The 25947-nt window shown below is 69.5% G+C and carries 17 protein-coding genes and 1 pseudogene; 10 read left to right on the forward strand and 8 right to left on the reverse strand.

Features of this window, described 5'->3' with window-relative positions:
• Nucleotides 1-6 precede the first annotated feature (6 nt).
• On the reverse strand, nucleotides 7-1263 hold the full coding sequence (locus tag G4D83_RS35870; protein ID WP_163869405.1) for a glycosyltransferase: 1257 nt from the start codon (nucleotides 1261-1263) through the stop codon (nucleotides 7-9).
• Nucleotides 1260-3455: a GumC family protein gene (locus G4D83_RS35875; protein WP_163869406.1), complete on the reverse strand. Its 2196-nt coding sequence runs from the start codon at nucleotides 3453-3455 to the stop codon at nucleotides 1260-1262. The genes G4D83_RS35870 and G4D83_RS35875 overlap by 4 nt, the downstream gene beginning before the upstream one ends.
• Before the next feature lie 214 nt (nucleotides 3456-3669).
• On the opposite strand from G4D83_RS35875, the gene G4D83_RS35880 reads away from it, so the two are divergent.
• From G4D83_RS35880 to G4D83_RS35920, 9 genes are all read left to right on the forward strand, one after another.
• Entirely contained in the window at nucleotides 3670-5019 is a 1350-nt protein-coding gene (locus G4D83_RS35880; RefSeq protein WP_163869407.1) for a bifunctional glycosyltransferase/class I SAM-dependent methyltransferase, read from the forward strand.
• Between the two features lie 55 nt (nucleotides 5020-5074).
• Nucleotides 5075-6775, forward strand: a complete 1701-nt coding sequence (locus G4D83_RS35885; RefSeq protein ID WP_163869408.1) for a hypothetical protein — start codon at nucleotides 5075-5077, stop codon at nucleotides 6773-6775.
• A 254-nt stretch (nucleotides 6776-7029) separates the two neighbouring features.
• On the forward strand, nucleotides 7030-7749 hold the full coding sequence (locus G4D83_RS35890; RefSeq protein ID WP_163869409.1) for a hypothetical protein: 720 nt from the start codon (nucleotides 7030-7032) through the stop codon (nucleotides 7747-7749).
• A gap of 41 nt (nucleotides 7750-7790) precedes the next feature.
• Nucleotides 7791-12239, forward strand: a complete 4449-nt coding sequence (locus G4D83_RS35895) for a pilus assembly protein (protein ID WP_163869410.1) — start codon at nucleotides 7791-7793, stop codon at nucleotides 12237-12239.
• Nucleotides 12236-12760 carry a type IV pilus modification PilV family protein gene (locus tag G4D83_RS35900; protein WP_240357007.1) on the forward strand — a complete coding sequence of 175 codons (525 nt, stop codon included), beginning with the start codon at nucleotides 12236-12238 and terminating at the stop codon, nucleotides 12758-12760. Before G4D83_RS35895 ends, G4D83_RS35900 begins: the two co-directional genes overlap by 4 nt.
• Nucleotides 12757-13971 (forward strand): PilW family protein, encoded by a 1215-nt coding sequence (locus G4D83_RS35905; protein ID WP_163869411.1) that lies wholly within the window; start codon nucleotides 12757-12759, stop codon nucleotides 13969-13971. The genes G4D83_RS35900 and G4D83_RS35905 overlap by 4 nt, the downstream gene beginning before the upstream one ends.
• A gap of 1 nt (nucleotide 13972) precedes the next feature.
• Nucleotides 13973-14608: a pilus assembly FimT family protein gene (locus G4D83_RS35910; protein ID WP_163869412.1), complete on the forward strand. Its 636-nt coding sequence runs from the start codon at nucleotides 13973-13975 to the stop codon at nucleotides 14606-14608.
• A 51-nt stretch (nucleotides 14609-14659) separates the two neighbouring features.
• The gene (locus tag G4D83_RS35915) at nucleotides 14660-14983 is read left to right on the forward strand and encodes a c-type cytochrome (protein ID WP_163869413.1); all 324 of its coding nucleotides are present in this window, start codon (nucleotides 14660-14662) and stop codon (nucleotides 14981-14983) included.
• Nucleotides 14984-15051: 68 nt separating this feature from the next.
• Nucleotides 15052-15378, forward strand: coding sequence for a hypothetical protein (locus tag G4D83_RS35920; RefSeq protein ID WP_163869414.1), 327 nt, complete (start codon nucleotides 15052-15054; stop codon nucleotides 15376-15378).
• Here G4D83_RS35920 and G4D83_RS35925 read toward each other — a convergent pair.
• Nucleotides 15372-16874 (reverse strand): PAS domain-containing sensor histidine kinase, encoded by a 1503-nt coding sequence (locus G4D83_RS35925; protein ID WP_163869528.1) that lies wholly within the window; start codon nucleotides 16872-16874, stop codon nucleotides 15372-15374. The two genes, G4D83_RS35920 and G4D83_RS35925, sit on opposite strands and share 7 nt — an antisense overlap.
• 238 nt (nucleotides 16875-17112) lie before the next feature.
• On the opposite strand from G4D83_RS35925, the gene mfd reads away from it, so the two are divergent.
• Entirely contained in the window at nucleotides 17113-20706 is a 3594-nt protein-coding gene (mfd, locus tag G4D83_RS35930) for a transcription-repair coupling factor (RefSeq protein WP_163869415.1), read from the forward strand.
• Nucleotides 20707-20781: 75 nt separating this feature from the next.
• Here the strand turns inward: mfd and G4D83_RS35935 are convergent, their stop codons facing one another.
• The 5 genes and pseudogenes from G4D83_RS35935 to G4D83_RS35955 all read right to left on the reverse strand — a co-directional run.
• Nucleotides 20782-21387: a flavodoxin family protein gene (locus G4D83_RS35935; RefSeq protein WP_163869416.1), complete on the reverse strand. Its 606-nt coding sequence runs from the start codon at nucleotides 21385-21387 to the stop codon at nucleotides 20782-20784.
• A 106-nt stretch (nucleotides 21388-21493) separates the two neighbouring features.
• Complete coding sequence (gene argE, locus G4D83_RS35940; RefSeq protein ID WP_163869417.1) at nucleotides 21494-22630, reverse strand: acetylornithine deacetylase; 1137 nt, start codon at nucleotides 22628-22630, stop codon at nucleotides 21494-21496.
• A gap of 85 nt (nucleotides 22631-22715) precedes the next feature.
• Entirely contained in the window at nucleotides 22716-24098 is a 1383-nt protein-coding gene (gene hutF / locus G4D83_RS35945) for a formimidoylglutamate deiminase (protein WP_163869418.1), read from the reverse strand.
• A gap of 65 nt (nucleotides 24099-24163) precedes the next feature.
• Nucleotides 24164-25693 (reverse strand): ChaN family lipoprotein, encoded by a 1530-nt coding sequence (locus G4D83_RS35950; protein ID WP_163869419.1) that lies wholly within the window; start codon nucleotides 25691-25693, stop codon nucleotides 24164-24166.
• A 56-nt stretch (nucleotides 25694-25749) separates the two neighbouring features.
• Nucleotides 25750-25947: pseudogene (locus G4D83_RS35955) on the reverse strand (hypothetical protein); the annotation flags it as partial.

Genomic DNA, 25947 nt, shown 5'->3' on the forward strand with positions numbered 1-25947 from the left:
CAAGCTTCAGACCCTTCCCGAAGCGGCTCGCCCGGGTGTCTCGGGCGGCACCTCCACCGAGGCAACCTGACGCCCCAGCGCCTCGGCGTACAGCGCGAGACTGCGGGCCGCCATGACGTCGTGCCGCAGCGCACCCAACGCGCGTTCGCGCCCTCCGCGTCCCAGTTGCTCCGCCAACCCCGGCTCCTCCAGCAGCCTGCGCGCCGCGCGAGCCAGCGCCACCGCGTCCCCCACCGGCACCGTCAGCCCCGTCTCCTCGTGGCGGCTCACCCAGGGTACGCCCGAGTGAGGAATCGCTGTGTTCAACACCGGCAGCCCGCTGGCCATGGCCTCGACTTGGGACAAGCCATACGCCTCGCTCCGCGCGTTGCTGGGAAACCACAGCGCCGTCGCCGCGCGATAGGCACCGGCGAGGGCGTCGGGCGACAGGTAGCCCGCCCACGTCACGCGCGCCTCCACGCCCAGTGCCTTCGCCCGGCGCCGCGCCTCCGCCTCCACCGGCCCCTCGCCCACCACCACCAGCCGCCCCGGCACTCGCGTCAGGGAGTCCAGCGCGGTGAACAATCCCTTGTAGTAGACGAGCCGGCCCACCATCAGCCACAGCGGCTCCCCTGCGGCCACCTCACGCCACCGGGCCTCTTCCGCCAGAGCGGTGGCGGACGGCTGGAGGAAGGGCGACACGTCGATGCCCAGGGGCAACGCCCGCACCTTGGAGCGGAACGCGCGCAGCAACGCGGAGCCGGAGACATAGGCGTCACTGGTGGCCAGCACCCGGCACGCCCGCGCATAAAGGAGCGCCTCGAAGGGGCGAAAGAGCGCACCCGCCACCCGCTGACGGATGACGTCACTGTGGTGGGTGATGAAGACGGGCGGCAGTCGGGGCACGGCGTCCAGCGCCAACACCATGGTGGGGTTGGGCGTGTGCAGGTGCACCACGTCCACGCCCCGTCCGAGCGCGCGCCACAGCGCCCCGGGCAGGTCCGTCAACACATCCATCCGCGCCACGGAGGCGCGGCGGCCCAGCCTCACCACGCGCACCGGACCATCCCAGTCCTCGCGCGTGGGACTTCGCCCCAGGAACTCGTGACTCGTCCCTGTCCCATCCGCCGAGTGGTTGGCGCAAATCACCTCCACCCGAGCGCCCAGCGCGGCCTGCCCGAGCACCAGCGTCCGGAGATGGCCTTCCATGCCACCCGACGCGGGCGGATAGAACTTGCCCAGGTGCAACACCCGCGGGCCCGCTCCCACCCGGGGCGCGCTCACGACTGCGTCACCCCGTCCTTCGACTCCTCGGCGTACTGCCCGTAGCCCTGCTGGTAGGCCAGATACGAGTCCCCATAACGCGGCGCCTTCAAGTCCACGTCGTTGAGGATGGCGCCGTACATGCGCGCCTGCACGTCCGCCAGCGAGCGCAGCGCGCGTCGAGCCGACTCGCGGTTCGTCTTGCCCGCCTTGAGCACCAGCACCACACCGTCACACTGCGTGGCCAGCACCGCCGCGTCCGCCACCGCGTTGAGGGGCGGGCTGTCCAGGATGACGCGGTCGAACTTCCCCGCCGCCGCCTTCAACAGCTCCGCGAAGGCCCGCGTGTGCAACAGCTCCGCCGGATTGGGCGGAATGGGGCCGCACGGCAGCACGAACAGACCGGGAACCTCGGTGCTCTTCACCGCCGCGTCCAGCGTGCCCTCGCCCACCACCAGCGAGGAGATGCCCAGCTCGTTGGGCACCCCGAAGGCGCGGTGCAGCCGGGGCCTGCGCATGTCCGTGTCCAGCAGCAACACCCGGTTGCCGCTCTGGGCCATGGCCACGCCCAGGTTGATGCTCGTGGTGGACTTGCCTTCTTGCGGTCCGCTGGACGTCACCACCAGCGTCTTGAACGGCGTGTCCGGCGACATGAACAGGAGGTTGGTCCGGATGGCCCGGCAGCACTCCGCCACCGACGACTTCGGCTCACGGTGCACGTAGAGGTCCCGGTCCTTCGGCACCCGGCTGCCCTCGATGCGCGGCATCACGCCCAGGAACGCCAGCCCCAGCCGCTCCTCCACGTCCGCCTGCGTGGCCACGCTGTTCTCCAGCAAGTCGAGCAGCAGCGCCACGCCCAGGCCCGCGAGCAGCCCCATCACCAACCCCACCATCAGGTTGCGATTCACATTCGGTTTCACCGGCGCGAACAGCGGCCGGGCCGGGTCCAACACGCGCACGTTGCTGGTGCGCAACAGGCCCGACAGCTCGATGTCCTTGAGCCGCTTGAGCACCAGTTCGTAGAGACGCTGATTGTTGTCCGACTCGCGCTTGAGCCGGTCGTACTCGATGGACTTCTTGTTCACCTGGAACGCCTCGGCCTTGGCGTCGTCCAACAGCCGCACCAGGTTCTTGCGCTGCGCCTCCCCCTCCGACAGCTCCGTCTCCGCGGAGCGCACCAGGTTGCGCAGGCTCTTGAGGAAGTCTCCCTGAATCACCGCCAGCTTGCCCTGGCACTCCAGGAGCTTCGGGTGCTCGGGCAGGTAGCGTTCGGACAGCTCCGCGCACGCCACGCGCACGTCCGTGTAGGCCTTCTTGAGGTCCTGGATGGAGCCGTCCTTGGCCCCCGGCAGCGCCTCCGCCCACAGCTCGTCCTCGGGCGAGGCCTTGCGCAGCTTCTGGATGGCCTCCACGCGCGCCTGCATCGCGGCGATGCGGGTGCTCACCTCGGTGAGGTTCAGGTTGTAGCTGTTGATGCGGTCGCTGACGATGCTCATCCGCGACTCCAGCGACGTGGACAACATGTCCGCGTCCTTCTTGAAGTCGTAGACGGCCATCTCGCTCGCCTTGGATTGATTCTCCAGGTCCTCCAGCCGCCCCTCCAGCCAGCTGCGCGCGTCCTCCGTCATGCGCAGCTTGAGCGCCAGGTTCTCCGCCATGTACGCGCCGGCCACCTCGTTGGCGAGCAGCGCGGCGCGCGGCGCGTCCAGGTCGTCCACGGCGATGTTCATCACCCGCGAGTCCTTCGCGGGCAGCACGCGGATGCGCGACTGGAGCAGTCCCACCGCGTCCGCGCCCTGCATCGCCTGCACCCGGGCCTTCTCGTCCGGCAGCCCCAGAAGCCCCAGGAAGCCCGGGTCCGTGGACAGCCCCAGCTTGTCCACCACCCGGCTGGCCACCGCGCGCGAGGTGATGATTTCGCTCTGCGTGGCGTAGTACTCCTTGTTGAACCAGTAGTTGCTGCGCTCCTCGCCCATGACCTCCTTCACCTCGCCGTCCAGGAAGCGAGGCGCCGTCACGTCGATGATGAGCGAGGTGCTGGCGGAGTAGATTTTGGGCTGGCGCAGCGTGTAGACGGCCGACAGCGCCGCCACCACCACCGCCACGCCGAGCACGACCCACTTGCGTCGCCACAGCGCCCGCGCGCGGAGCATCAATCCCGCGGGCGTCGGGCCGCTGCTACCACCGGCCGGGTCGAACACGGTTCCTTCCACGTCTTGTCTCTCCCGCGAGCCTGGATTGCTTCGGTGCGGCCCCGTTCCGGCGGATGCCGGCCCCGACCTTCACCCACACCCGTGAAACAGCCATCGAGCGTGCCGTGTCCGCCTCGGGTTGTCCATCGTTCCGCCGTCGCCTGGAAGCCCCCCGTCCACCCTTCTTCCAGGGTGGAACGCGCGCATCCCGACGGCCTGTGCTAGGGAGCGCGACGTGAGCTTCCCGCACTCCGTCATCATCCCCTTTGACTCCTCCACCGTGGATGCCGCCTCCCACTTCGCCCGCGCCCTCGCCGGCCGCGCCGAAGTGGTGCTCGCCGGAGACGGCCAGCCGGACGTGGCTTCGAGACCCGGGCTGCATGTGCTCAGCGTCCAGGGAGGCAAGGGCGCGTCCATCCGCGCGGCCCTGTCCCACGTGACGAGCGCGGTGACGGTGCTCCAGGACCCGGATGAGGCCTACGCGACGGACGCCTACGAGTCGCTGATGGGCCCGCTCCAGGCGGACACCGCGGACGCCGTCTTCGGTCGCCGGGGCCCGCCGGGTCTGAAGCCGGAGCTGTGGGCCGAGCGCGCCCTGGGCCAGATGACCCGCTTCGTCACGGACGTGCCGGTGAATGACGCGCTCAGCGGCGTGCGCGCGTTCCGCACGGAGGCCCTGCGCTCCGTCACCCTCACCAGCGACGACGACGCGGTGGACGCGGAGCTGGTGGTGAAGCTGGCCGCGCAGCTCTACCGCCTCACCGAGGTCTCCCTGCCGCCGATGCAGGCCGTGCCCCGCCGCCCGCGCGCCGCGCGCCTGTCGCAACTGCGCACGCTGATGCGCTACGCCACCGTGCGCGACGACGCGGACAACCAGCACGAGGGCTACACCACGCTGGAGCGCATGGACGGCGCCACCCATTACAACCAGTGGCTGGGCCGCCGCTTCCGCGCGCACCTGGGCCGTCGCGTGCTGGAGATTGGCGCCGGCATCGGCACGATTACCCGCGAGCTGGAATCCGGCGCGGAGCTGCTCATCGCGCTGGAGGTCGACCGCTTCTACGTCGACCGCCTGAAGAACCTCTTCCGGGGCCGCCCCCACGTCCGCCCGTACCTGTCCGACGTGGCCCTGGCCGACTGGGAGTCGCTCAAGCAGGAGCGCCTGGACACCATCGTCCTCTCCAACGTGCTGGAGCACATCCCCGACGACGGGTCCGCGGTGCGCCGCTTCCGCCAGATTCTGGCGCCCGGAGGCCGGGTGCTCATCCTCGTCCCCGCGCTGGAGCAGCTGTTCGGCAGCATCGACGAGGCCGTGGGCCACTACCGCCGCTACACCCCCGCCACCCTGCGCGCCGTGCTGGAAGAGAATGGCTTCGTGGTGGAGAAGCTGGAGTGGATGAACCTGGTGGGCATGCCCGGCTGGTTCGTGAACAGTCGACTCCTGCGTCGCCGCTCCGTGCCGAAGCTCCAGCTGAAAATCTACGACACGCTGGCCCCGCTGTTCGCCCGCGCCGAGGCGAACGTGACGCTGCCGGTGGGCATGAGCCTCTTCGCCGTGGCTCGCGTCACCGGAGGCGAGGCGTGAGCCTCCCCGCGAGCCCCTCATCGACGACCTGGAACACCCCGAGGAGCGCCGCACCGTGAGCGTGGCGCCCGGGCCCGCCACCGAGTCACAGCCCGCTTCGGAGTCCTCGGCCCCCAGCCCCACCGGGACGCCCCTGCTGGCCTCCCGGGGCGCTCCTCGCGCGGTCTGGGTCGCCCTGGCGGCGCTGTATGTGTTGCTGTTTCCGTACCACCCGGGGCTGCGCTCCCCCAACGAGCTGTGTCGGCTCTGGCAGAGCATCTCGCTGGTGGAGCACGGCACGCTGGACATCAACCAGGTGCTGCGCGAGCGGGGCTACGTGGGCGACCTGTCCGTGAAGGACGGGAAGTACTACCCCAGCAAGGCGCCGCTGCTCTCGTTCGCCGCCGCGCCGGTGTACGCCGTGCTGCGCGCCGCCTCCGGCCCGGAGCCGGTGCCCGAAGTCCCGCTCGTCTTCTTCTCTCGCCTGTGGCTCACCGTGCTGCCCACCCTCGGCCTGCTGTGGCTGGTGCGGCGCTACCTCCGCGCATCCCTGTCGGCGCCCGTCGCCGACGCCCTCACCGTGACGTACGGCCTGGGCTCGCTGGCGTTCAGCTATTCGCTGCTGTTCATGAGCCACCAGACGACGGCGGTGCTGCTCTTCGCCGGCTTCTTCGCGCTGTGGCGCTGCGCGCGCGGGGAGTGGCGCGAGCGGGGCTACGTCCTCGCGGGCGCATGCGCCGGCGCCACGGTGGCGGCGGAGTACACCGGCGCGCTGGGCGTCCTCGGGCTGGTGCTGTACGCCACGCTCACCTTCCTCTTCCGCGACGCTCCGGCCCGCGAGCGCTGGAAGGGCCTGGGCCGCGCCGCCGTGCTCGCCACGCTGGGCGCGCTGCCCTTCGTGCTGGCGCTGATGGCGTACCACCAGGCCACCTTCGGGCATCCGCTGACAAGTGGGTACAAGTACCTCAACGACTCCGGCTACCAGCCGTGGCACCTGGGCGGCTTCCTGGGCATCCGCACCCCGGACCCGCGCGCCTTCACCCTGTCGCTCGTCTCGCCGCTGCGAGGGCTGTTCACCCTCGCGCCGTTCCTGCTGCTGGCCATTCCCGGCCTGACACGGCTGTGCTTCCGGCGCGGCGTGGACGGCTCCGCCGAACAGCGCGCCCTGGCGTGGATGACGGCGGCGCTCCTCGCCGGCTACCTCTACTTCACGTCCTCCTTCTCCTATGACTCCTGGGGTTGGACGACGGGCCCCCGCCACCTCACCGGGCTGATTCCCTTCCTCCTGCTGCCCTGTGGCCTGTGGCTGGAGCGGCTGCGCGCGGGCGGACGGACGTGGGCCCTGGGGATGGCGGCCATGCTGTGCGGGGCTGCCATCCTCACCACGGGGCTGGCCACCTTCGTCAATTACATCCCAGACGACGTGTCGGACGTCCTGGGGGGGCTGACATTGCCCCTGCTGAGCGCGGGCTTCTACCCGCCCTCCGTGCTCTCCTTCCTGGGCGTCCCCCAGCCAATCGCTGGCATCCTTTTCCTGGGGGCCCTCTGCGGTGTGACACTTTGGGTCCTCGGGGTGCTGGCGACGTCTCCTGGACGACGCGGCCCCACCCTGGCGGCGCTCGGCTCCGCGCTCGCGACGCTGCTCCTCCTGGCCACCCTGCACCACGGCTTCACCCGGGATGACGACGCGGACCGCAAAGCCACCCAATTCCTGAAATCCGTGTGGCTCGCACCTCCCAGCGGGGCAGTGTCCTTCTGGCCCCACCCGGGTCGCTGATACTGCGCGATTTCGTGATTTGTCCTGTCTTGCTTGAAGGACAAACACACCGCCCGTCCTGACATGGGTAGAAGTGGCCCTCGCAACTTTTGCGATGTCCGCAAAGGTTTGTCAGTCCAGGTGCGTCAGCGTTCACCCAGCGTCAAAGACAAGCGGCCGAGAACATTGGCGCGAGGGCTCCCGGGAAGCGGGCCCAAGGCTTGCTCAGGTGCACCCCGGCATTCGTCCCGCCGCGCGTCGGCAAGGAGCCGTTGGTGCATCCCCCGTCCGTCATCCCGATGTCGCGAAACCTCCGCCATGCCTCCCGGGGCATGGCGCTGTTGATGGCCCTGGGCATCATCGCCTTCATCAGTGCCGCCGTCGTCGTGTCCCTGCGCAAGGTGGCGGCGGAGAGCGCGTTGCAGGCCCAGGAGCGCCGCAACCGCGAGGCCCACTTCGCCGCAGAGGCGGGGCTGGCCGAGGCCCGGGAGACGGTGCGGCTGCTGCTCGGAGGCAATCGCTCCTTCGGCCCCGTCTTCCTCGCGCTGGGCAACGCCTACAACAGCACGGGCCTCAACGGCTACGTCCAGGGTGAGGCGGGCCTGCCCAGCACCGCCGCCGTCCCCTGGTACGAGGTCATCCCCTGGACGCCCTACTCGCTCGCGGCCGCGTCTTCCGGAGCGGCCATCGACTCGGACGTCGCCTCCGCCAACCAGGAGCTGACCGGCCCGGACGGGGTGCGCATCTTCGACTACCCCACCCAGGAGCGGCTCTTCTACCGGGTCTTCCTGGTCGACGACAACGAGAGCGACGGCAACCGCAGCGCCGACATCAACAACCGTGTCTGGCTGGTGGCCGTGGGTGAGGTCCGCGGTCGCGACAACACCCAACCCCAGCGCGTCATCATCCGCGCCCTCATCACCAGCGGCCTCGGCGCCGGCGGCAGTTGCTCGCCCGAGGACGCCAACGGCTCCGCCAACAACGGCGAGTGCTGACCCCTTCTCTTCCTTTCAGTTCCTACCCCAGGACTTTCGCCATGCCGCGCCTCTACAGACTCATCATCGCCGCGCTGGCCCTCACCGTCCCCCTGGCGGCCTTCGCCCAGGACGGAGGGACCGCCTCCTACAACCCCTGCATCGACACCACGGGCGAAGACAAACAGCCCCCTTTCACGGCGGATGCCGGCACCCCCAGCGCCATCATCCTGACGCCCGACGGAAAGCTGCGGCTCAACACCAACCGCAGCGTGCTGGACCCGGAGCGAATCATCCTCCCGTTCGACCAGGAACTGGAGGCGCTCATCGTCCATGACAACGCCGGCGGCGGCGCCTCCAACACCCTGGGCTGGTTCTATTACGACGACCTGGTGAAGGGCGGGTACGTCGACATCCAGGACCCCGCCAACAACAACGACGACATCCTGCTCGACACCGACAACAACGGCGTGCCGGACTTCCACGAGGACCTCTACAACCTGAGTCCCAACCGGTACATCGGCCTGGGCCCCCGCTGTGGCGGCCAGGCGAAGACCTTCGTCCACAAGCGGCCCGACGGCACCAACGTGACGCTCCGCGAGCCGGACCTGCTCACCGGCCCCTGCAATGCCCCCACCAGCTACGCCGCCACGGGAGGCCCCCGTCGCTGGCCCGGCGGCGGGTATGGCGCCCAGCCGGGAGGAGGCGTCGTGGGCCGCAGGGTGGTGGACTACGCCAGCGCGCTCTTGACCAACGACTACATGAAGACGAGCAGCGCCGCGCTCGACCTCGTCAACGAGTACTTCAGCGACCGGGGCCTGTTCCCCCACATCCCCAACCTGCTCGAGCCGCGCGCGACGGAGAACGGCAACCGGGGCATCGGCAAGCTCATCTATCTGGCCACGGACGATGACGGCAACCACTGCCCCAATGGAAACACGGCGGGCGATTCGCCCACCGCGGAGTGCTTCCAGCCGCGCTTCGCCTACAGCGACATCAACGGCGTCAGGACTCCCGTCGGTCCCATCTGGGACAGGCCCTCGGGCGACGCCGAGGACGGCCTGCCGGACTACAAGGCCAGTGCCTTCGACAACCGGGGCATGCTCATTCCCGGGAAGAACCCGCAGGCCGCCCCCAACGAGGAGGACCGCCGGCAGAAGATGGGGCGCATCGAGGGCGGGCGGGAAATCGTCTTCTTCCTCGTCACCTACGTGGAGCAGGTCTACGGCGACGCCACGGACACCTGCTTCATGACCCAGACGATAACGCGTCCCGATGGCACCACGCGCCTGCAGTGCAACCTGTGGGGGCACGGCGACATCAACGTGTTCTTCACGAAGACGCTGCTCAACCTGGACCTGCACCAGACCGCGGGCAACATCGTCACCACCAAGGAGCTGAGGAGCGGCTGGCTGGACACCGTTGCCTACAACCGGCTGCGCTCCGCCACGTATGGAGACGTCCGGTTCAACTCGGCCCAGAACCAGACGGTCTACTCCTACTTCCAGCGCGCCGCCCACACGCTGGTGGGAGCCCCGGTGGACAACCCCCGCGTCTGGATTCTGGGCTGGGAAGACCAGAACTCGGGCGGCAACCGCACCTACGACGACACCGTCATCCTCATCAACAAGCAGAACAACGGCACGTTCAAGTCGGACATCGTGTCCAGCATCTCGCTCGACGTGGCGCAGGACTACACCATCACCTCCGTCGAGATGACCATCGACGACACGCCGTACCACAACGTCAATGGCGTGCAGGCCGACTGCAGTCCCAACATCAACCTGCCCAAGCCCGACGGCAGCGGGACGTACCAGCCTCGGCCCCAAATCACCTATCAGGTGTCGCTGGACTGCAAGATGTGCGTGGACCGCTGTGAGACGACCAACCCCGACTTCCAGCCCAATCCCAACCCGTCCTGGGTGACGGTGCCCTTCCCGGACGCGCAGGCCACGCCGGGCTCACGCGTCAACATCACCCGGTCGGTGAATGACTTCCTGGAGCGCGGCTACACCGGCTCGCAGTTGTGCTGGCGCGCCATCTTCGAAAGCCCCGGCGAGTCCTGCCAGCCGACCATCTCCAACGTCAACATCTCCTACAAGGCGCAGAAGGCCGGTCAGTACGGCCGCGCCTCCGTGCTGCCCGTGGCGAACACCATCATCTTCGGCCTGTCCGAGACTCCGGGCCGCACCTGGTACTCGCCCGACCCGTGGTACGAGAACTCACCGACTCCCTCGAACCGGCTCTATCCGTCCTACCGCATCTATGACCGGCGCCTGGACGTGTCCGAGCGCGGCCACGTGTACCTGCGCCGCCTCTATGAGCCGGAGAACCCCTCCAGCCAGAACGACGCATCGGACAACTGGGACCAGTGGAACGCGGGCAACCAGCTCAACCAATTCATCCGGACGACCAACCCGCTGGAGCGCCAGCTCTTCACCACGCTGCCTGGCACCACCCCGCAGCGCGTCACGCTGGAGAGCGTGTCAGCGGAAGGCAACAACGCCAGCCCGCTGTTCCCCACGGCGCTGACCGCCCCGGCCTCCAACGACGAGACGAAGAACTTCTGCATCGGCTCGCTCGCGGGCCGCTACGACCTGAACCAGGACGGCCTCTGCAACCAGAATGACCGCAACACCCTGCGCAACTGGCTCTATGGCTGGGAGAGCAACAAGTTCACCACCGTGCCGGGCGGGGAGACCGTCACACGGCGCACCTGGCCCATGGGTGGCATCAACCTGTCGACGGCGGCCATCGTCGGGCCGGCCAGCGAGCCCACCTGGGTCAAGCGCGCGTCGCCCAACGAGCAGGAGGCCTTCCGCAGCAACACCTTCATCGGGAACAACGCCCTGAAGAACCGGGACGCGGTGGCCTTCATCGGCAGCACCACGGGCTACCTGCACGCGCTGTCCCTCGGAGAGCTGCGCTCGGGGGACGACACCTGCACCAGCTTCAAGGACTTCCGAGGCTACTTCGCCCACGCCACGGGCTGCTCGTCGTCGCGCGAGTACGGCAGCGGTGATGAGCTGTATGCGTACCTGCCCGGCAAGCTCCTGCGCTTCTTCGCGGAGAACTACGTGCGCGGACAGGACAAGACGAAGCGCGCCACGGTGGACGCCTCGCCGGCGGTGGCGGCGGTGGACCTGCGCTCGGACGCCGAATACACGGCCGACAAGGGCCACGACCCCTCGACGGGCAACATGTGGAAGCTGAGCACGACGCCCGGGGACCGGCTGGGCGCCAAGACGGTGCTCGTCAGCCCCACGGGCCCCCGGCAGAGCGTCTTCTTCGCGCTGGACGTCACCAAGCCCGCGGATACGGCCAACGGCTACCCCGGCATCCTCTGGGAGTTCGACGCCCAGAGAGACCGCTTCACCACCGCGGGAGTCCCCTGCGCCACCGCGTCCAACAGCTGTCTGACGCTGGAAGAGACCTTCCGGGACTATTCGCCGGACCCCAACCTGCTGCCGGACACCAGCGGCTCGCGCCACAACCCCCTCCTGGTGCGCATGGACTTCGGCGCCAAGGGCGGCAAGAAGTGGGTGGCGGCCTTCGCCAGCGACTACACGCCCAAGAGCTACAACAACAAGGCCACGCGAGCCACGCTGTACCTGGTCGACGTGAAGACGGGGCTGCCCATCCAGGTGAACCAGAGCGGCGGGACGGCGCAGAAGAAGAAGCTCGCGGGAGTCGTGGTCCTGGGCGACGCGGGCGAGGGCATCGGCAGCGCCCCGGTCGCCATCGACGCCGACAACGACAGCAACTACGACGTCGTCTACGTGGCCACCACGAAGGGCCGCATCTTCCGCGTCAACCTCCGGGACGTGGACGCGTCGAGGGATTTGGGCAAGGCCGTCAGCGCGTGTGTCATCGCGGACGCCCGCAATGACCGGAACCCGGCCACCAACGCCAGGGTGCGCAACAACGACCAGCAGAGCATCTACTCCAACATCGCCGTGACGCAGGAGCGCACCGGCGCGGGTACGTCCGTGCGCATCTTCGTGGGCACGGGCAACAACCCGGACGACGACAACGAGGTCGCCGACCAGGACCCGCGTCCGCGCTACCACGTCATGGCCTTCGACGACCCGAACCCGCTGAGCGTCAACTGCACGGGCAGGAGCGTCGCGTGGGTGCGGGAGCTGGACGACCGGCAGGTGGTCTGGGGCGGCGTCACGGTGGACGACGAAGGCACCGTGCACACAGCCACCGCGGTGGGCACGTCCGCCAACCTGTGCAGCCTCGACGCGGACGAGAGCGGACGGATGTATGCCTACAGCGCCGCCCAGGGCACGCCCACGTCGGACAGCGGAAAGAGCCTGGAGGGCCATGGCCTCACGCAGCCGGTGGCCTTCGACAAGCGCGTCTTCTTCCAGGGCACCAACGGCATCACCAGCACCGGCGCCGGCAAGCAGTTCAACAACGAGACGGGCACCGGCAACGGCAGCACGTCCCGCACGCTCATCTGGGACGTGAGGCCGGGCGGCAACATCCAGGGAATCATCCCGTGAGGACCTTCATGCTCGCGTCACGACGTACGCGCCGGGGCGTCACCCTGCTGGAGGCCATGGCCACCATGACGGTGGTGGTGTTCGGCATCCTCGGGGTGGCGCTCGCGGTGCTCGCCTCCGCCAAGCAGAACCGCCGCAACCTCATCCAGGCCCAGGCGGGCCTCATCGCGGAGCAGGAGCTGGAGCGCATCTCCGCCATGAAGTGCGTCACCCCGGCCCCGGCCCGGCCCTGCGCCAACATCGAAGCGCTGGACCGCCAGACGCGTCCGGTGTGGTGGAGCTCCAATGGCACGCCTCGGGATGTCCTCCCCGGCGCGGGAGACCCCATCCGCCTGAAGTACGACGTCGCGGTGGACGTGGACCCGCCCATGGAGGGCGAGGAGCGAGGCTCACCGCAGCTCGTCCGCGTCGTCGCCAGCCAGACGCTGCTCAACGTCGTCAACGTGCGCGTCACGGTGAGCTGGCTGGACCCGGACGCGGGCCGCCGCGCCGTGGCCCTGCAGACACGGATGTCACCATGAAACCACTCCATCCCCCCCGGGGCTTCAGCCTCATCGAGATGATGATTGCCAGCACCATCGCGCTGGTGGTCATCGCCGGCGCCGTGTCCGCGGGCACCTACCTCCAACGGCGCGGCCTGCTCGAGGAGCGCACCATGGAGACCCAGAACGCCGGGCGCGCGGCGCGCGACCTGTTCACCCCCGCGATTCAACGCGCGGGCGAGGGGTTCGGCAGCGCGCCCCTGTTCCTGGGCGGCTCGAACGCCGAGGTGCGCTACGCCGTCTGGGCGAACACCAACGCGGGGCCCTCCGCCGGCTTCGCGCAGCCCACCGGCGTCTACGTGAACCTGCGCTCCGACGTGCTGGAAATCTATGAAGCGGATGCCACGCGCGCGCTGCGGATGATTGGCTGCGCGGGCAGCGGCACCGACTCCCGTCAGGGAGGCGTCGGGCCCCTCTGCCTGGACACTCCGGCCCCCGCCAACACCGACGCGGGAATCCCCGCCGGAGCCCCCCTCGTCCTGGCCGACCCGGGCGTGCGCGGCGCCTGCGTGGGCGTGGCCCAGGCCACGCGCAACGTCCCCTCCCCCGGCGGCAACAACAACCTGGGTTGGATACCGGGCGCGCCCGCCGCCTCGGCGTACTCCCCCACCAGCTTCTGCACCGGCACCGGGGCGGACACCTCCGCGCTGTGGATTGCCAACACCGACGAGGACCCGCTCCTGCTGCCCCTCTCGTCGCGCATCTTCCGCGTCAATTGGATCAGCGGCAGGCCCGTGCTGGAGATGGACCCGGACGGCGCGCTGGGCGCCCAGGAGTTCCAGCAGCTCTCGGAGGAAATCGAGCAGCTGCGCGTCCGCCTGGGCGTCGCCGACCTGGACAATCCGGCCGCCCCCCTTCGCTATTTCCCGGACACGGCGGCCGTGCCCCCCAGGCCCGCGGTGGACCAGTGCGACAACGCCGGTTGCTGGAGCCTCATCCCGGGCGACGCGGGCACGATGGGGGCCAGCGAGTTCGGACCGGGCAGCGCGCGCGACGAGCTGATGCGGCGCGTGCGCGTAGTGGAGCTGCTCATCACCGCGCGCTCGAACAGGCCGGACACCCAGGCATTGAAGCTCCTGGGGGACGCCGGCACGACGCTCGACGACGAGGGCAATCCCCAGGATGGCTACAAGCGGCGGCATTTCCTCATTCGCGTGCTGCCGCGAAACTTCGGGTACGCGGGGGGCTGAGATGCGGAACACACGACACGGCATGACACTGCTGGAGCTGATGGTGGCGCTCGCCATCCTCGGGCTCCTCACCAGCCTGGCGACGACGGGCTTCCAGGCGCTGACGCGCAACCAGCGCGCGGGCGCCGCCACGCGCACCATCCTCATCGCCGCCCAGGAGGCGCGGCAGCAGGCCCGGATCTCCCGGCAGGCCGTGCGCCTGGCGCGGACGACGACTTTCGAGAACGGAGTGAGCGTCCCGGCCCTGCGCTGGGAGAAGCCGGACTGCGCTCCGGGAGACACCTGGGGCACCCAGTGTCCTCGCACCGAGTGCATCTCCGCCGCCTGTGGCACGAGCGGCTGCACGTGCGCGCAGGTCGGCGACGCCATCCCCCTGCCTCCCGAGTTGGACATCACCAGCTTGCACGGCGTGTGCTGGCTGGGGGAGTCCGGCCGGCCCGTCTCCGGGACCCCCACGGCCATGTGTGACGCCTCCCGCGCGGCGCCGGCGGCGGGCACGCTGCGAATCCTTCGCAAGCGCCTGGGGCCGCAGGAAGTCGCCGTGCCGGACCGGGTGCTCAACGTGGACGCCCTCACCGGCAACGTCACCATGACCGACTGCGAGCTGGCGCCCACGGCCGTCGGCTGCACTCCCTGAGCACGAGATTCCGTGCCACAGTTGCCTCCTCCCAAGGAGGAGGCAGTGACGATGATGAAGCGGTTCGCCCTGGTGATGAGCCTGTGTCTGGCCCCGAGCGCCTACGCGGCGGATGACGTCGTGGACGTGTGGAAGGCCAAGTGCAAGTCCTGTCACGGTGATGACGGCAAGGCGCAGACCAAGATGGGTCAGAAGGAGTCCATCGTCGACATGAGCCAGGCCGCCTGGCAGGCGGCCGAGTCGGACGCGGAAATCCGACAGGCGATTGCCGACGGCTCCCCTCGCAACACGAAGATGAAGGCCTTCAAGTACAAGCTCACCGCCGCGCAGATTGACGCGCTGGTGGGATACATCCGCACCATGAAGGCGAAGTAGGGGCCGGAAGGCGCGCTGAATAACCCCGGGAGAGGCCGCGTCAGCCGAACACAGAAACGGAGCCGCCCATGAAGACCCTCTCCACCGCCCTCGTGTTCTGCCTGGCCATGGCGGGACTGTTCTCCTCCGTGCGCGCGGACGCGTTGACGACTCCCCGAATCGAGCCGGGCGTGTCCCGGCCGGAGCCCCTGTCCTTGCGTCCCGATGACGGCAAGGGCGGTGGGGACGGGGATGACAAGGGCGGCGACGACAAGGGCGACGACGAGGAGGACGAGGAGGACTACCGCTCCCGCTACGCGGGCATCTCCGGCGCCGCGGCGCTGGAGCTGGTGGACCCCGGCGTCCTCAACGATTTGATTCGCCTGCGCGCGGCCGCCCGCTACGGCCGCTACTGAAGCCTGGCGGCCCGCCCCACTTCAGGCCCGGTGCGTATCTGGGACTCGTCCTGGGCCTGGACCACGCGGGGCAGCGTCACCGAGAAGCACGTCCCCGCCTCCAGTGAGGACGCGACATCCACCCACCCGCCGTGGGCGGTGACGATTTGCGAGACGATGTAGAGCCCCAGGCCCAGCCCGTGACGGTGCGGCCGGGGCATGCCCGGCTCGGGCGTCGCGCGGTGGAAGGGCGCGAACAGTCGCGGGCGCAGCGAGTCCGGAATGGGCGGCCCCACGTTGTGGACCTCCACGCGCTGGAAGAGCGGATCACTCGCCGCCAGCCGCACGCGCACCGACGAGCCATTCGGACTGTGCTGCAGGGCGTTGCCCACCAGGTTGGAGAGCACCTGTCCCAGCCGCTCCTCGTCCCAGACGCCGGTTGACTCGCCGTCCACCTCCAGGTCCACCCGCTGCTGGGGATGGGCCGGCTCCAGCTCGGAGATGATGCGACGACACACCGACTCCATGCACACCTCGCGCGGGCGCAGGGGAATGCCTCCCGCCATGCGCGCGCGGGTGAAATCCAGCAGTTGTTTCACCAGCCGCGTCATGCGCTCGGCGCTCCCGTCGATGCGCTGCGCCACGCGCCGCACCTCCGGCGTCAGCGTGGCCTGGGCCAGCAGGGCCGCGGCGGACAGGCGCACCGCCGCCAGCGGGTTGCCCAAGTCGTGCCCCAGCACGCCGATGAAGCGCTCCTGGAAGCGCGCCTCCTCGTCCCGCTCCAGCTCCTGGCGGCGGCGCGCGGTGACGTCCCGGCTGATGCCGAACAGGCCGTAGACGGTGCCATCGCCGCGGCGCAGCACGCCCTTGGTCGTCTGCCAGATGCAGTCGCTGCCCGGCCCGCCCTCGGAGTCCTCGTAGGTGGCCGTGACGCCGGACTCCATCACCGCGCGGTCATGCGCCAGCGTGGGCCCCGCGACGTCTCCGCCCATCAGCTCCAGGTCCGTGCGCCCCAGGATGTCCTGAGGCGTCCGGTTGAAGGCCCGCGCGGTGGCGGGGTTGATGAGCACGTAGCGCGCATCCACGTCCTTCACGTAGATGGCGTCGGTGGCGCTCTCGATGACGGCATGCAGCAGGTCATGGTCCCTGCGCAGCGTCTCCTCGGCGGCCATCCGCTCCGTCAAATCCTCCAGGAAGACGACGGCGCCGTCCTCCCACGGAGAGACGCGCGCCAGCAGCCAGACGGGCCCCACCGACGACTGTCGGGCCATCCGCACCACCTCGGGCTCGCGGCGCACCGCCACCCGGACACATGCCGCGAAGAGGCCACATTCGCCCACCCACGGTGCTTCCTCGAGCAGTCTCTGGCGGACGAGCGAGCGCTCTTCGCGCCCCAGCCAGCGCTCCGCGTGCGCATTCGCGGAGACACACTCGAAGTCCAGGATGCCGTGCCCAGCGGAGCGAACGCTGCGCAGCACCATCACTGCTTCGGAGGGGGGTGCGCCCGCCCCGCTCATCACCCTGTTGATCCAACGGCCGGATTGCATGGCTGGCGTGTGGCACCCCCCAGCGATGCCTTGCAGGAGAGTAGGTCCTGCCCCGGGCATGCGGCCAACCCACCCCTGGTATGGCTGATTCGTGGAGGACACAGCATTCGGGGTCGCGTCGGCTCCGACACACGACAGGCAATGCGCTCTGTCGTTGACCTGTCAGGGGCATGCCCCTAATTACCCTGCGGCCCTCAGGGGTCCACTCATGGACACTCCTTTCACACAGAGGCTGGATGGCGAGGCGGCGCGGCAGGGCGGCGAGCCTCGCGTGGCGGGTGACACCTTCGCCCGGTTGCTGGCGGAGCTGCGCCCGGGACACCGCGCGCGCACGCAGGGCCTGAAGGGCTCCGCCCGGGGCCACGTGCTGGCGCGCCTGCACCGTGAGGCCCGCGCGCCGCTCGTCTGCGTGGCGGCGGACGAGGAGGCAGCCGATGCCCTGGCCGCCGACCTCGCCTTCTTCCTGGGCGGCACCGGCACGCTGCTGCGGCCGAGCGTGCTGCGGCTGCCCGCCGACGAGGTGCTCCCCTACGACGAGCTGTCCCCGGAGGCCGCCGCCGTCACCGAGCGGCTGGGCGCGCTGTTTCACCTGTCTCAAGGCACGCGCTTCCCGGTGCTGGTGCTGTCCCTGCGCGCGCTGCACCGCCGCGTGCTGCGCCCCGACGTCATGGCCGCGCTCACGGACCGGGTGGTGGTGGGCCAGGATTACGACCGGGACGCGCTCGCGCGGAAGCTGTCCCGGATGGGCTACCAGAACAGCCCGCTGGTGGAGGACGTGGGGACGTTCTCCGTGCGCGGCGGCCTGCTGGATGTCTTCAGCCCGCTCTACGACAAGCCGGTGCGCCTGGAGTTCTTCGGGGACACCATCGACTCCATCCGCGCCTTCGACCCGGAGTCGCAGCGCACGGTGGACGCGCTGAAGGAAGTGGACCTGGTGCCCGCGCGGGAGCTGCTGCTCACCGAGGACACCCGTCCCCGCGCCGAGGCCGCCGCCCGCGCGGTGGCCGAGCACATCAACCTGCCCACCATCCAGTTGCGCGAGCGGCTGGACGCGCTGCGAGAGGGGATGCCCGGCTTCGGACTCGAGGGCCTGTTGCCCGCGCTGTTCGAGGGCGGGCTGGCCACGGTGTTCGACTTCCTGCGCGCGTGGAGCACGGAAGCGCCCGTCTTCTACCTGGACGACCCGCTGGAGCTGGGGCGCGCCGCGGACGCGCTGTGGGACGAGCTGGAGCGCACCTTCGCCGCGGCCGAGGAGCGCAAGGACCTGGTGCGCCCGCCTGCCGAGCACTTCCTCTCGCGCGAGGCCGTCGCGGAGCTCTTGGGCGGATACCGCGTCGTCGAGGGCGGAGGCCTGTCGCTCACGCAGTCCGAGAAGCCGCCGGTGCTCTTCCAGTTCGGCGGCACTCAAGACTTGCGGGAGGCGATTCTCGCGCACCATGGCGAGGAGGGCGCGCTGTCCCCGCTGGTGGACCGGCTCCAGCGCTGGCGGGACTCGGGCGTCGCGTGCGCGGTGGCGTGCGGCACGCTGAGCCAGGCGGACCGGCTCAAGCGGCTGCTGTTGGACCGCAACGTCATGGTGAAGGTGCACACCGAGCCGATGACGGACGCGTCGACGCTGTACGAGTCGTCGGTGTGGGCGCACCTCTTCACGGGGGAGGTGAGCCAGGGCTTCGTGGACGGCTCGGGCGGGCTGGCGGTGCTGTCGGACGAGGAGATTTTCGGCGTCCGCGCGCGTCGGCGCGTCAAGCGCGGCAAGAAGATGGAGGCCTTCGGCGCGGGCTTCAAGGACCTGAAGGAAGGCGACCTCATCGTCCACACCGACTTCGGCATCGGCCGCTACTCGGGCTTGACGAAGATGGAGGTGAATGGGGTGCCCGGGGACTTCCTCGTCCTGGAGTACGCGGGCCGGGACAAAATCTACCTGCCGGTGGGCCGCATGCGGCTCATCCAGAAGTTCACCGGCGGCAACCCGGACACCATCCAGCTCGACAAGCTGGGGACGACGAGCTGGGAGAAGACGAAGAAGCGCGTCAAGGAGCAGCTCCTCAAGATGGCGGCGGAGCTGCTGCAAATCGCCGCCTCGCGCCGCGCCCACCCGGGCCACTCCTTCAGCGCGCCGGACCGCTACTTCGCCCAGTTCGAGGCGGACTTCGAGTTCGAGGAGACGCCGGACCAGGCCAAGGCGATTGAGGACGTGCTGGCGGACATGCAGAAGCCGGAGCCCATGGACCGGCTCGTCTGCGGCGACGTGGGCTACGGCAAGACGGAGGTCGCCATGCGCGCGGCCTTCAAGGCGACGCTGGACCGCAAGCAGGTGGCGGTGCTGGTGCCCACCACGGTGCTGGCGCAGCAGCACTTCCTCTCCTTCAGGAAGCGCTTCAAGGACTACCCCGTCGCGGTGGAGGTCATCTCCGGCATGAAGAAGCCGCCGGAGGTGCGGGAAATCCTCAAGCGCGCCAAGGAGGGCAAGGTCGACATCCTCATCGGCACCCACAAGCTCTTGGGCGGAGAGGTGGCCTTCAAGGATTTGGGGCTGATGATTGTCGACGAGGAGCAGCGCTTCGGCGTGAAGCAGAAGGAGTCGCTGAAGAAGTGGCGCTCCCAGATTGACGTGCTGACGCTGACGGCGACGCCCATCCCCCGCACGCTGCACATGAGCATGTCGGGCGTGCGCGACATGAGCATCATCGCCACGCCGCCTCAAGACAGGCGCGCCATCCGCACCTTCGTCATGAAGTACGACGCGATGGTGGTGAAGGAGGCGATTGAGCGGGAAGTCGCTCGCGGCGGGCAGGTGTTCTTCGTGAACAACCGCGTGGAGTCCCTGCCGTCCATGGAGCAGCAGCTGCGAGAGCTGGTGCCGCAGCTCTCCATCGGCGTGGCGCACGGACAGATGGGCGACGGGCAACTCGAGAAGGTGATGCTGGAGTTCACCGAGCGCAAGCACCAGGTGCTCCTGTGCACCTCCATCATCGAGAGCGGCATCGACATCTCCAGCGCCAACACGATGATTGTGAACCGGGCGGACCAGTTCGGCCTCGCGCAGCTCTACCAACTGAGAGGCCGCGTGGGCCGCTCCAAGGAGCGCGCGTATGCGTACCTCCTGGTGCCCACGCGCCGGGCGGTGACCAGGGACGCGCAGCGGCGACTGGAGGTGCTCCAGAACTTCACCGAGCTGGGCGCGGGCTTCTCCATCGCCAGCCACGATTTGGAGATTCGCGGCGCGGGCAACCTGCTGGGCGAGAAGCAGTCCGGCGCCATCGCCGAGATTGGCTTCGACATGTACGCGCAGCTCCTGGAGGAGGCCGTCGCGGAGCTGCAGGGCCAGCCGCCCAAGGTGCAAATCGAGCCGGACGTCACGCTGCCCATGCCCGCGCTCATCCCCGACGACTACGTCGCGGACGTGCACCAGCGGCTCGTCTTCTACAAGCGCTTCAGCCAGGCCAGCCACCCCGACGAGGTGACGGACCTGCGCGCGGAGCTGGTGGACCGCTACGGCGAGGCGCCCGACGAGGTGGACCACCTCTCCGAGTTGACGCTCTTGAAAATCGACATGCGCGACTTGCGGCTGCGCGGCCTGGAGGTCGGCACCCAGCGGGTCGCGGTGACGCTGGGCGCGGACGCCCTCCTGGATGGACTGAAGGTCGCCGGGCTGGTGCAGCGCTCGAAGGGCTACTACCGCCTCACGCCCGACATGAAGCTCATCGCCCGCGTGGCGCAGGGGCTCCAGGGCCACGACCTCATCGCCGAGGCGCGCAAGGTGCTGAGGGATTTGGACCACTGCTCGCTGCCCCGGAGCTGAGCCGTCCCGAAACGAGAAGAGGCCCGGGACAATGAAGTCCCGAGCCTCTGTCTCGCACTCCAGCACGTCTCAAGCTCAGGCAGCTTCGATTTTCGCGACAGCCACGGGACGCAGGAGAAACTCACGGGCGCCCGCCATGGCGCGAGCATCCTGGAGCACGTCTCCGGGCTGGTTGCCGTGGCCGATGAGGGCGCCTCGCCAGCCCATCCCCATGTAGTCCGCGCTGAGCTGGAGGCTCATCAACAAGGGCTGGGCAACGCCGTCATCCTCGTCGGAGGAGTGCGTGGTCACGAGCGACAGGACCTTGCCGCGCATCCGCTCACGGAAGCGCAGCTCCGGCAGCCGGAACCACCAGGACCAGTGCTCCAGATAGGACACCGCGCTGGAGGGAAGGCCGTACCAGTACACAGGAGCGACGATGACCAGCTCGTCGGCGGCGAGGGTCCGCTCGGCGAGCGCGAGCATCTCCGGGTTCGCGGGCCGTGCCGCGTAGCCGCCGGGAGCGTGGCGCAGGTCCTGGAAGGCCTCGTGCCGGTACTCATTCAAGCGGAGCCAGTCCGTCACGGTGCCGGGTGGCAACGGCTCAGCGGCCTTGCGCGCGAGTTGCTCCGCGTTGCCGTTCTCACGGGCGCTGGCGAGCAGGAAGAGGACTTTGCGCGGCGTCGCGGCGGAGGGGCTCATGTCGTCGGTCCAGAAAGGAAGAGGCCGGAGTGCGAGCACGGGGTGTTCGCCGTCTGCGACTTCATAACGACGGGAGCCCCGCGACGCACGAGGAGCCGCGCGCCCTTCACCGCTCGCCGCAGAAGTGCGCCACCGCGCGCGACAGCACGGCCTCGCACCGCACCAGGTCCTCGGTGGGGACGTACTCGCCCGTCTGGTGCGCGACGCGGATGTCGCCGGGGCCGAACACCACGGCCTCCGCGCCCAGCTCCGTCATCTGCGGAGCCTCCGTGCCGAACGGCACCGTGGTGGACGCGTTGCCACTGGCCTCCGTGAGGAAGCGCACCACCTCCGCGTCCGCGCGCGTATTCACGCCCCGGTCCGTGCGCAGCACGCGGATGTGGGCCTCGTAGGCGGGCTCGTCGCGCACCAGCTCCTGACGGATGGACTCCAGCAGCTCCGCCACCCGCTGCGTCGGCTGCCCCGGAATGGGCCGCCACTCCACCGTGAAGCGGCACGAGCCGGGCAGGATGTTCTTCGCCTTGCCCCCCTGGATGACACCCACGTTCACCGTCGTGAAGGGCGGCTGGAAGCCCTCGTCCAGCTCCTCGCGCAGCACCGTCATGGCCAGTTGCTCCAGGCGATTCAGGAAGCGCCCCGCGCGGAAGATGGCGGACGCGCCCGTGTCCGGATACGCGCTGTGCCCTTCCTTGCCGAGCACCTCCACCTCCGCCAGGCAGTAGCCCTTGTTGGCGCGCACCGGCGTGAGCTTCGTGGGCTCCCCGACGATGGCGTGCCGCGCGCGGCCCAGTCCCGCCGCCACCAGCTTCTTGGCGCCCACCAGTCCCACTTCCTCATCCGCGGTGAGCACCACCATCAGCGGAGCCTGGAGCTTCGTGGCCCGCTCGGCGGCGTGCAGCGCGCAGGCGATGAAGCCCTTCGTGTCGCAGGCGCCGCGCGCGTAGAGCTTGCCTTCCTTCTCCGTCAGCTTCAGCGCGTCCGTCCACGCCGCGTCGTACGGCACGCAGTCGGAGTGCCCCACCAGCGCGAGCGCAGCGCGTCCGGTGCCGCCCTTCACTGCGACCAGATTCACCTTCTCCACACCCGCGTCATCCGTGTAGCGCTGACGCTCGGCGCTGAAGCCCGCCTTCTCCAGGCGCGCCTGCGCGTAGTCGATGAGCGGGGCATTGGGTCGCGCGGAGGTGGTGTCCATCGCCACCAGCTCCGTCAGGGTGGCCCGCAGCGCGGGCAGCGTGTCGCTCATGAAGACAACCTCCGGTGGCCGCGTCATGCCACCCCCTGGCGTCTGGCGCCAGCCCCCGGAAGGGCCTCCTGTCACCCACGCCCCGTCAGGGATACAGCGTGCGCGCGAGCGCCTGGAAGGCGCGTCCACTCTCCTCCGCGAGCGGATGCCGGCCGTCCCGCACCACCAGCCGCCCCGCCACCGCCACCTCGCGCACCGCCGCCTTGTCCGCGCCCAGGACGATGGAGGCCAGCAAAGACGAAGGACTTGCGCCCACCAGCGACGGGTGCCCCACGTCCACCGTGAAGAAGTCCGCGAGCGCCCCGGGCTCCAGCGTCCCCGAGGACAGGCCCAGGCTGCGCGCCCCCTCCACCGTGGCCATGCCCAACAGCCGCGCCGCCAGGCCCGACACCTCCCCGCCCCCCGGGTCCAGCACCGCGCGCCGCAGCCTCGCGAGCCGCAGGTGCCCTTCGAGCTGCCGCGCCTCGTCCAGCAGGTCCACCAGCGCCTGACTGTCCGAGCCCAGGCTGATGCTCGCCCCCGCCTTCGCCAGCGCGTCCGCGGGGACGATGCCGTCGCCCAGGTTGCGCTCCGTGGACGGACACGCGCACACCGTCGCGTGGGCGGTGCCCAGCATGGCCACCTCTTCGTCCGTCAGGTGCACGCCATGCACGGCGGTGAAGCCCGGGGTCAACAGCCCCAGGTCCGACAGCAGCTCCACCGGCCGACGCCCATGCTCGGCGAGACACGCTTCGATTTCCTTCGGCTGCTCCGCCACGTGCATGTGCACGGGGAACCCTCGCACCTTCGAGACGGCGGAAAGCCAGTCCTTCGTCACCGCGCGCACGCTGTGCGGCGCCAATCCCACGCTGACCGCCGCGTCGTCGCCCACCTCGCGAGCCAGCGACTCCGCCGACGCGAGGAAGGTGTCCACGTCCGGGTCGATGAAGCGACGCTGGCGGGGATTCGCCGCCACCTGGAAGCCCGCGCGCGCATAACCCACGCGCAACAGGCAGATGCGCAGCCCCGCGTCCCGCGCCGCTCGGATGACGGCGTGGGCCAGCACGTTCCGGTCGGCATACGGCGTGCCGTCATGCTGGTGGTGGATGTAGTGGAACTCGCCCACCGTGGTGATGCCCGCCAGCGCCATCTCCACGAAGACCTGCCGCGAGGCCACGTACACGTCCTCGGGCCCCAGGGCCTCGGCGGCGCGATACATGGCCTCTCGCCAGCTCCAGAAGTCATCCGCCTCGCGCCCGGAGACGACGTACTCGGTGCGTCCGCGAATCAGGCGCTGGAAGGCATGGGAGTGGCCGTTGACCAGGCCCGGCAACAGCGCGCGGCCTGGAAGCCGGACGACGCTCGCCCCGGTGGGCACGGACGACGCGTCGACGACGCGGCCCTCGGCGCCCACGGCCAGGGCGAGCCCCTCGATGAGCCGGCCTCCCACGTACAGGAAGTCCGGCTGGTAGACAGTGATGTCGCTCACCCCGACAACGTATGCCAGCGGACCGCGTCCCGCAGCAGCCAAGACACGGTCCGCCAGCGATGCTGTCAGCGCACGAACGCCACCCTGGACCCCTGGTCCGAGGCCGGGTGAACGGTGTTGTCATCCGCGCCCGGACGCCCCAGGCCGCGCTGCACCGCCGGTGCGGACGCGTTCACCGAGCCCACGTAGAACACCCCGTGGTAGCCCTCCGAGTTCACCGAGTCCCACGTGTGCACGAAGAAGCGGGAGCCATTGTCCTTGCCCTTTGCTTCACGCACACCGCAGTCGAGCGAGCTCTTCACGCCCTTCGAGTCCACCGAGCAGATCCACGTGGTCCCCGTGGCGTAGGCCATGTCCAGCGCCACCACGTCGTCCAGCTTCTCCTTCAACAGCAAGCCCATGGGCCGGTGCTGGGGGTCCCAGGGCAGGCCCTTCTTGGTGCGCGAGTGGATGTTGCCCGACAGCACCACGTGGAAGCGCTGCGGGCTCGACTCCACCTGGAATGCCACCGTCGCCGCCATCGCGTCCTCACGCTGCTGCCCGTTCGCCTTCGGGTGGTCGAACACGAAGACGTCCACATCCAGGCCCTGCGAGCGCAACTGACGCAGGTGCTCCAGCATGTTCGCCATCGCCTCGCTGCCACGGCCATCCGGATACGGGCTGCGCCAGAAGGGCGCCTCCATCAGCTTCAACCAGTCCGCCTCCGTCCCCTGGCTGTCCAGGAACGCATCCACGCGCCCCTGGTTCTCCAGTGGCAGCTCCAGGCCCACCGTCACCGGAGTGCCCGCCACCATCGCCTGACAGGCGGCCTGCGCCACGAAGCGCGGCACCTCCCGCGTGCCATGCACCTCGCCCAGGAGCAGCACCGCGCCCGGCTTCGCCTGCTTGCCCAGGCCGATGATGGGCAGGCCGCACTCCACCGCGAACTGTGACGGGGCCTCCTTCGCGCTCGGCGCCTTGGCCACCCTCACCGGCTTGGGCGCGTTCTCCTCCTTCGCCAGCAGCGGTGCCACCTCGCGGAACACCCGCCACTCCATCACCAGGTCTCGCTGCCCCTGCCCCGACTCCGCGAAGAACGAGGTCTCTCCCCGAGGCGTGGCGATGACCTCCTCCCAGTCCTCGGACGAGGTCAGCGGCGCGCTCTGTGGCTGAGTCGGCTCAGCGAGGTATGCGTCCTTCTCCTCCTCCGAACGAGGTCCCCTCGGCCCCATGTCCCAGGCGCGGGTGGGGCTCCAATCCACCTGATTGCCCGAGTTGGCCAGGGTCTTGTTCAGGCTCTTGGTGATGCGAAAAATCTGGAGCTTGCTCGACGTGGGTGTCTCGCGCCGGCCCACCACCATGTACCGGTGGAAGAAGCCCGAAATCTTCGAGCCTCCGAACTCCTGCCGCCAGTCCGTCTCCAGCACCATGCTGCCCTGGTCCTCGCGGAAGGGCAGCTGGTTGCGCGTGAAGAACTCCCGAACCTCCGGCCACATCTCCGCGAGCGGCCGGTCGTAGATGGCCTCCCGGTCCGGATAGTCCAGCGCGCCGCGGTGGGCCGTGCAACCCAACCAACCCAAGGACAACAGCAACAACGTATACGTTATCTGACGCATCCACCCTCCGTGCCATGCAGGAAACGCGGGCAGGAGGGTGGAATATCGCCCCCGAGTCAGCGGAAGGACGCCAAGGTCTCCGCCTCGACTGCGAAGGGCTTCTTGCTGCCCTCCTTGCCCGGACCTCGCTCACCCACGCGGATGGCCGGCGCCGACGCGTTCACCGCGCCCACGTAGAACACCCCGTGGTAGCCCTCCGAGTTCACCGAGTCCCACGTGTGCACGAAGTAGCGCTCGCCGTTGTCCTTGCCCTT

Source organism: Myxococcus eversor (assembly GCF_010894455.1).
Classification (GTDB): domain Bacteria; phylum Myxococcota; class Myxococcia; order Myxococcales; family Myxococcaceae; genus Myxococcus; species Myxococcus eversor.

Excerpts from the sequence above, each read along its gene's own strand:
- G4D83_RS35895 (WP_163869410.1), top strand. The coding sequence starts at position 7,791 with ATGCCGCGCCTCTACAGACTCATCATCGCCGCGCTGGCCCTCACCGTC.
- G4D83_RS35905 (WP_163869411.1), top strand. The coding sequence starts at position 12,757 with ATGAAACCACTCCATCCCCCCCGGGGCTTCAGCCTCATCGAGATGATG.
- G4D83_RS35910 (WP_163869412.1), top strand. The coding sequence starts at position 13,973 with ATGCGGAACACACGACACGGCATGACACTGCTGGAGCTGATGGTGGCG.
- G4D83_RS35915 (WP_163869413.1), top strand. The coding sequence starts at position 14,660 with ATGATGAAGCGGTTCGCCCTGGTGATGAGCCTGTGTCTGGCCCCGAGC.
- G4D83_RS35920 (WP_163869414.1), top strand. The coding sequence starts at position 15,052 with ATGAAGACCCTCTCCACCGCCCTCGTGTTCTGCCTGGCCATGGCGGGA.
- G4D83_RS35925 (WP_163869528.1), bottom strand. The coding sequence starts at position 16,874 with ATGAGCGGGGCGGGCGCACCCCCCTCCGAAGCAGTGATGGTGCTGCGC.
- mfd (WP_163869415.1), top strand. The coding sequence starts at position 17,113 with ATGGACACTCCTTTCACACAGAGGCTGGATGGCGAGGCGGCGCGGCAG.
- G4D83_RS35935 (WP_163869416.1), bottom strand. The coding sequence starts at position 21,387 with ATGAGCCCCTCCGCCGCGACGCCGCGCAAAGTCCTCTTCCTGCTCGCC.
- argE (WP_163869417.1), bottom strand. The coding sequence starts at position 22,630 with ATGAGCGACACGCTGCCCGCGCTGCGGGCCACCCTGACGGAGCTGGTG.
- G4D83_RS35950 (WP_163869419.1), bottom strand. The coding sequence starts at position 25,693 with ATGCGTCAGATAACGTATACGTTGTTGCTGTTGTCCTTGGGTTGGTTG.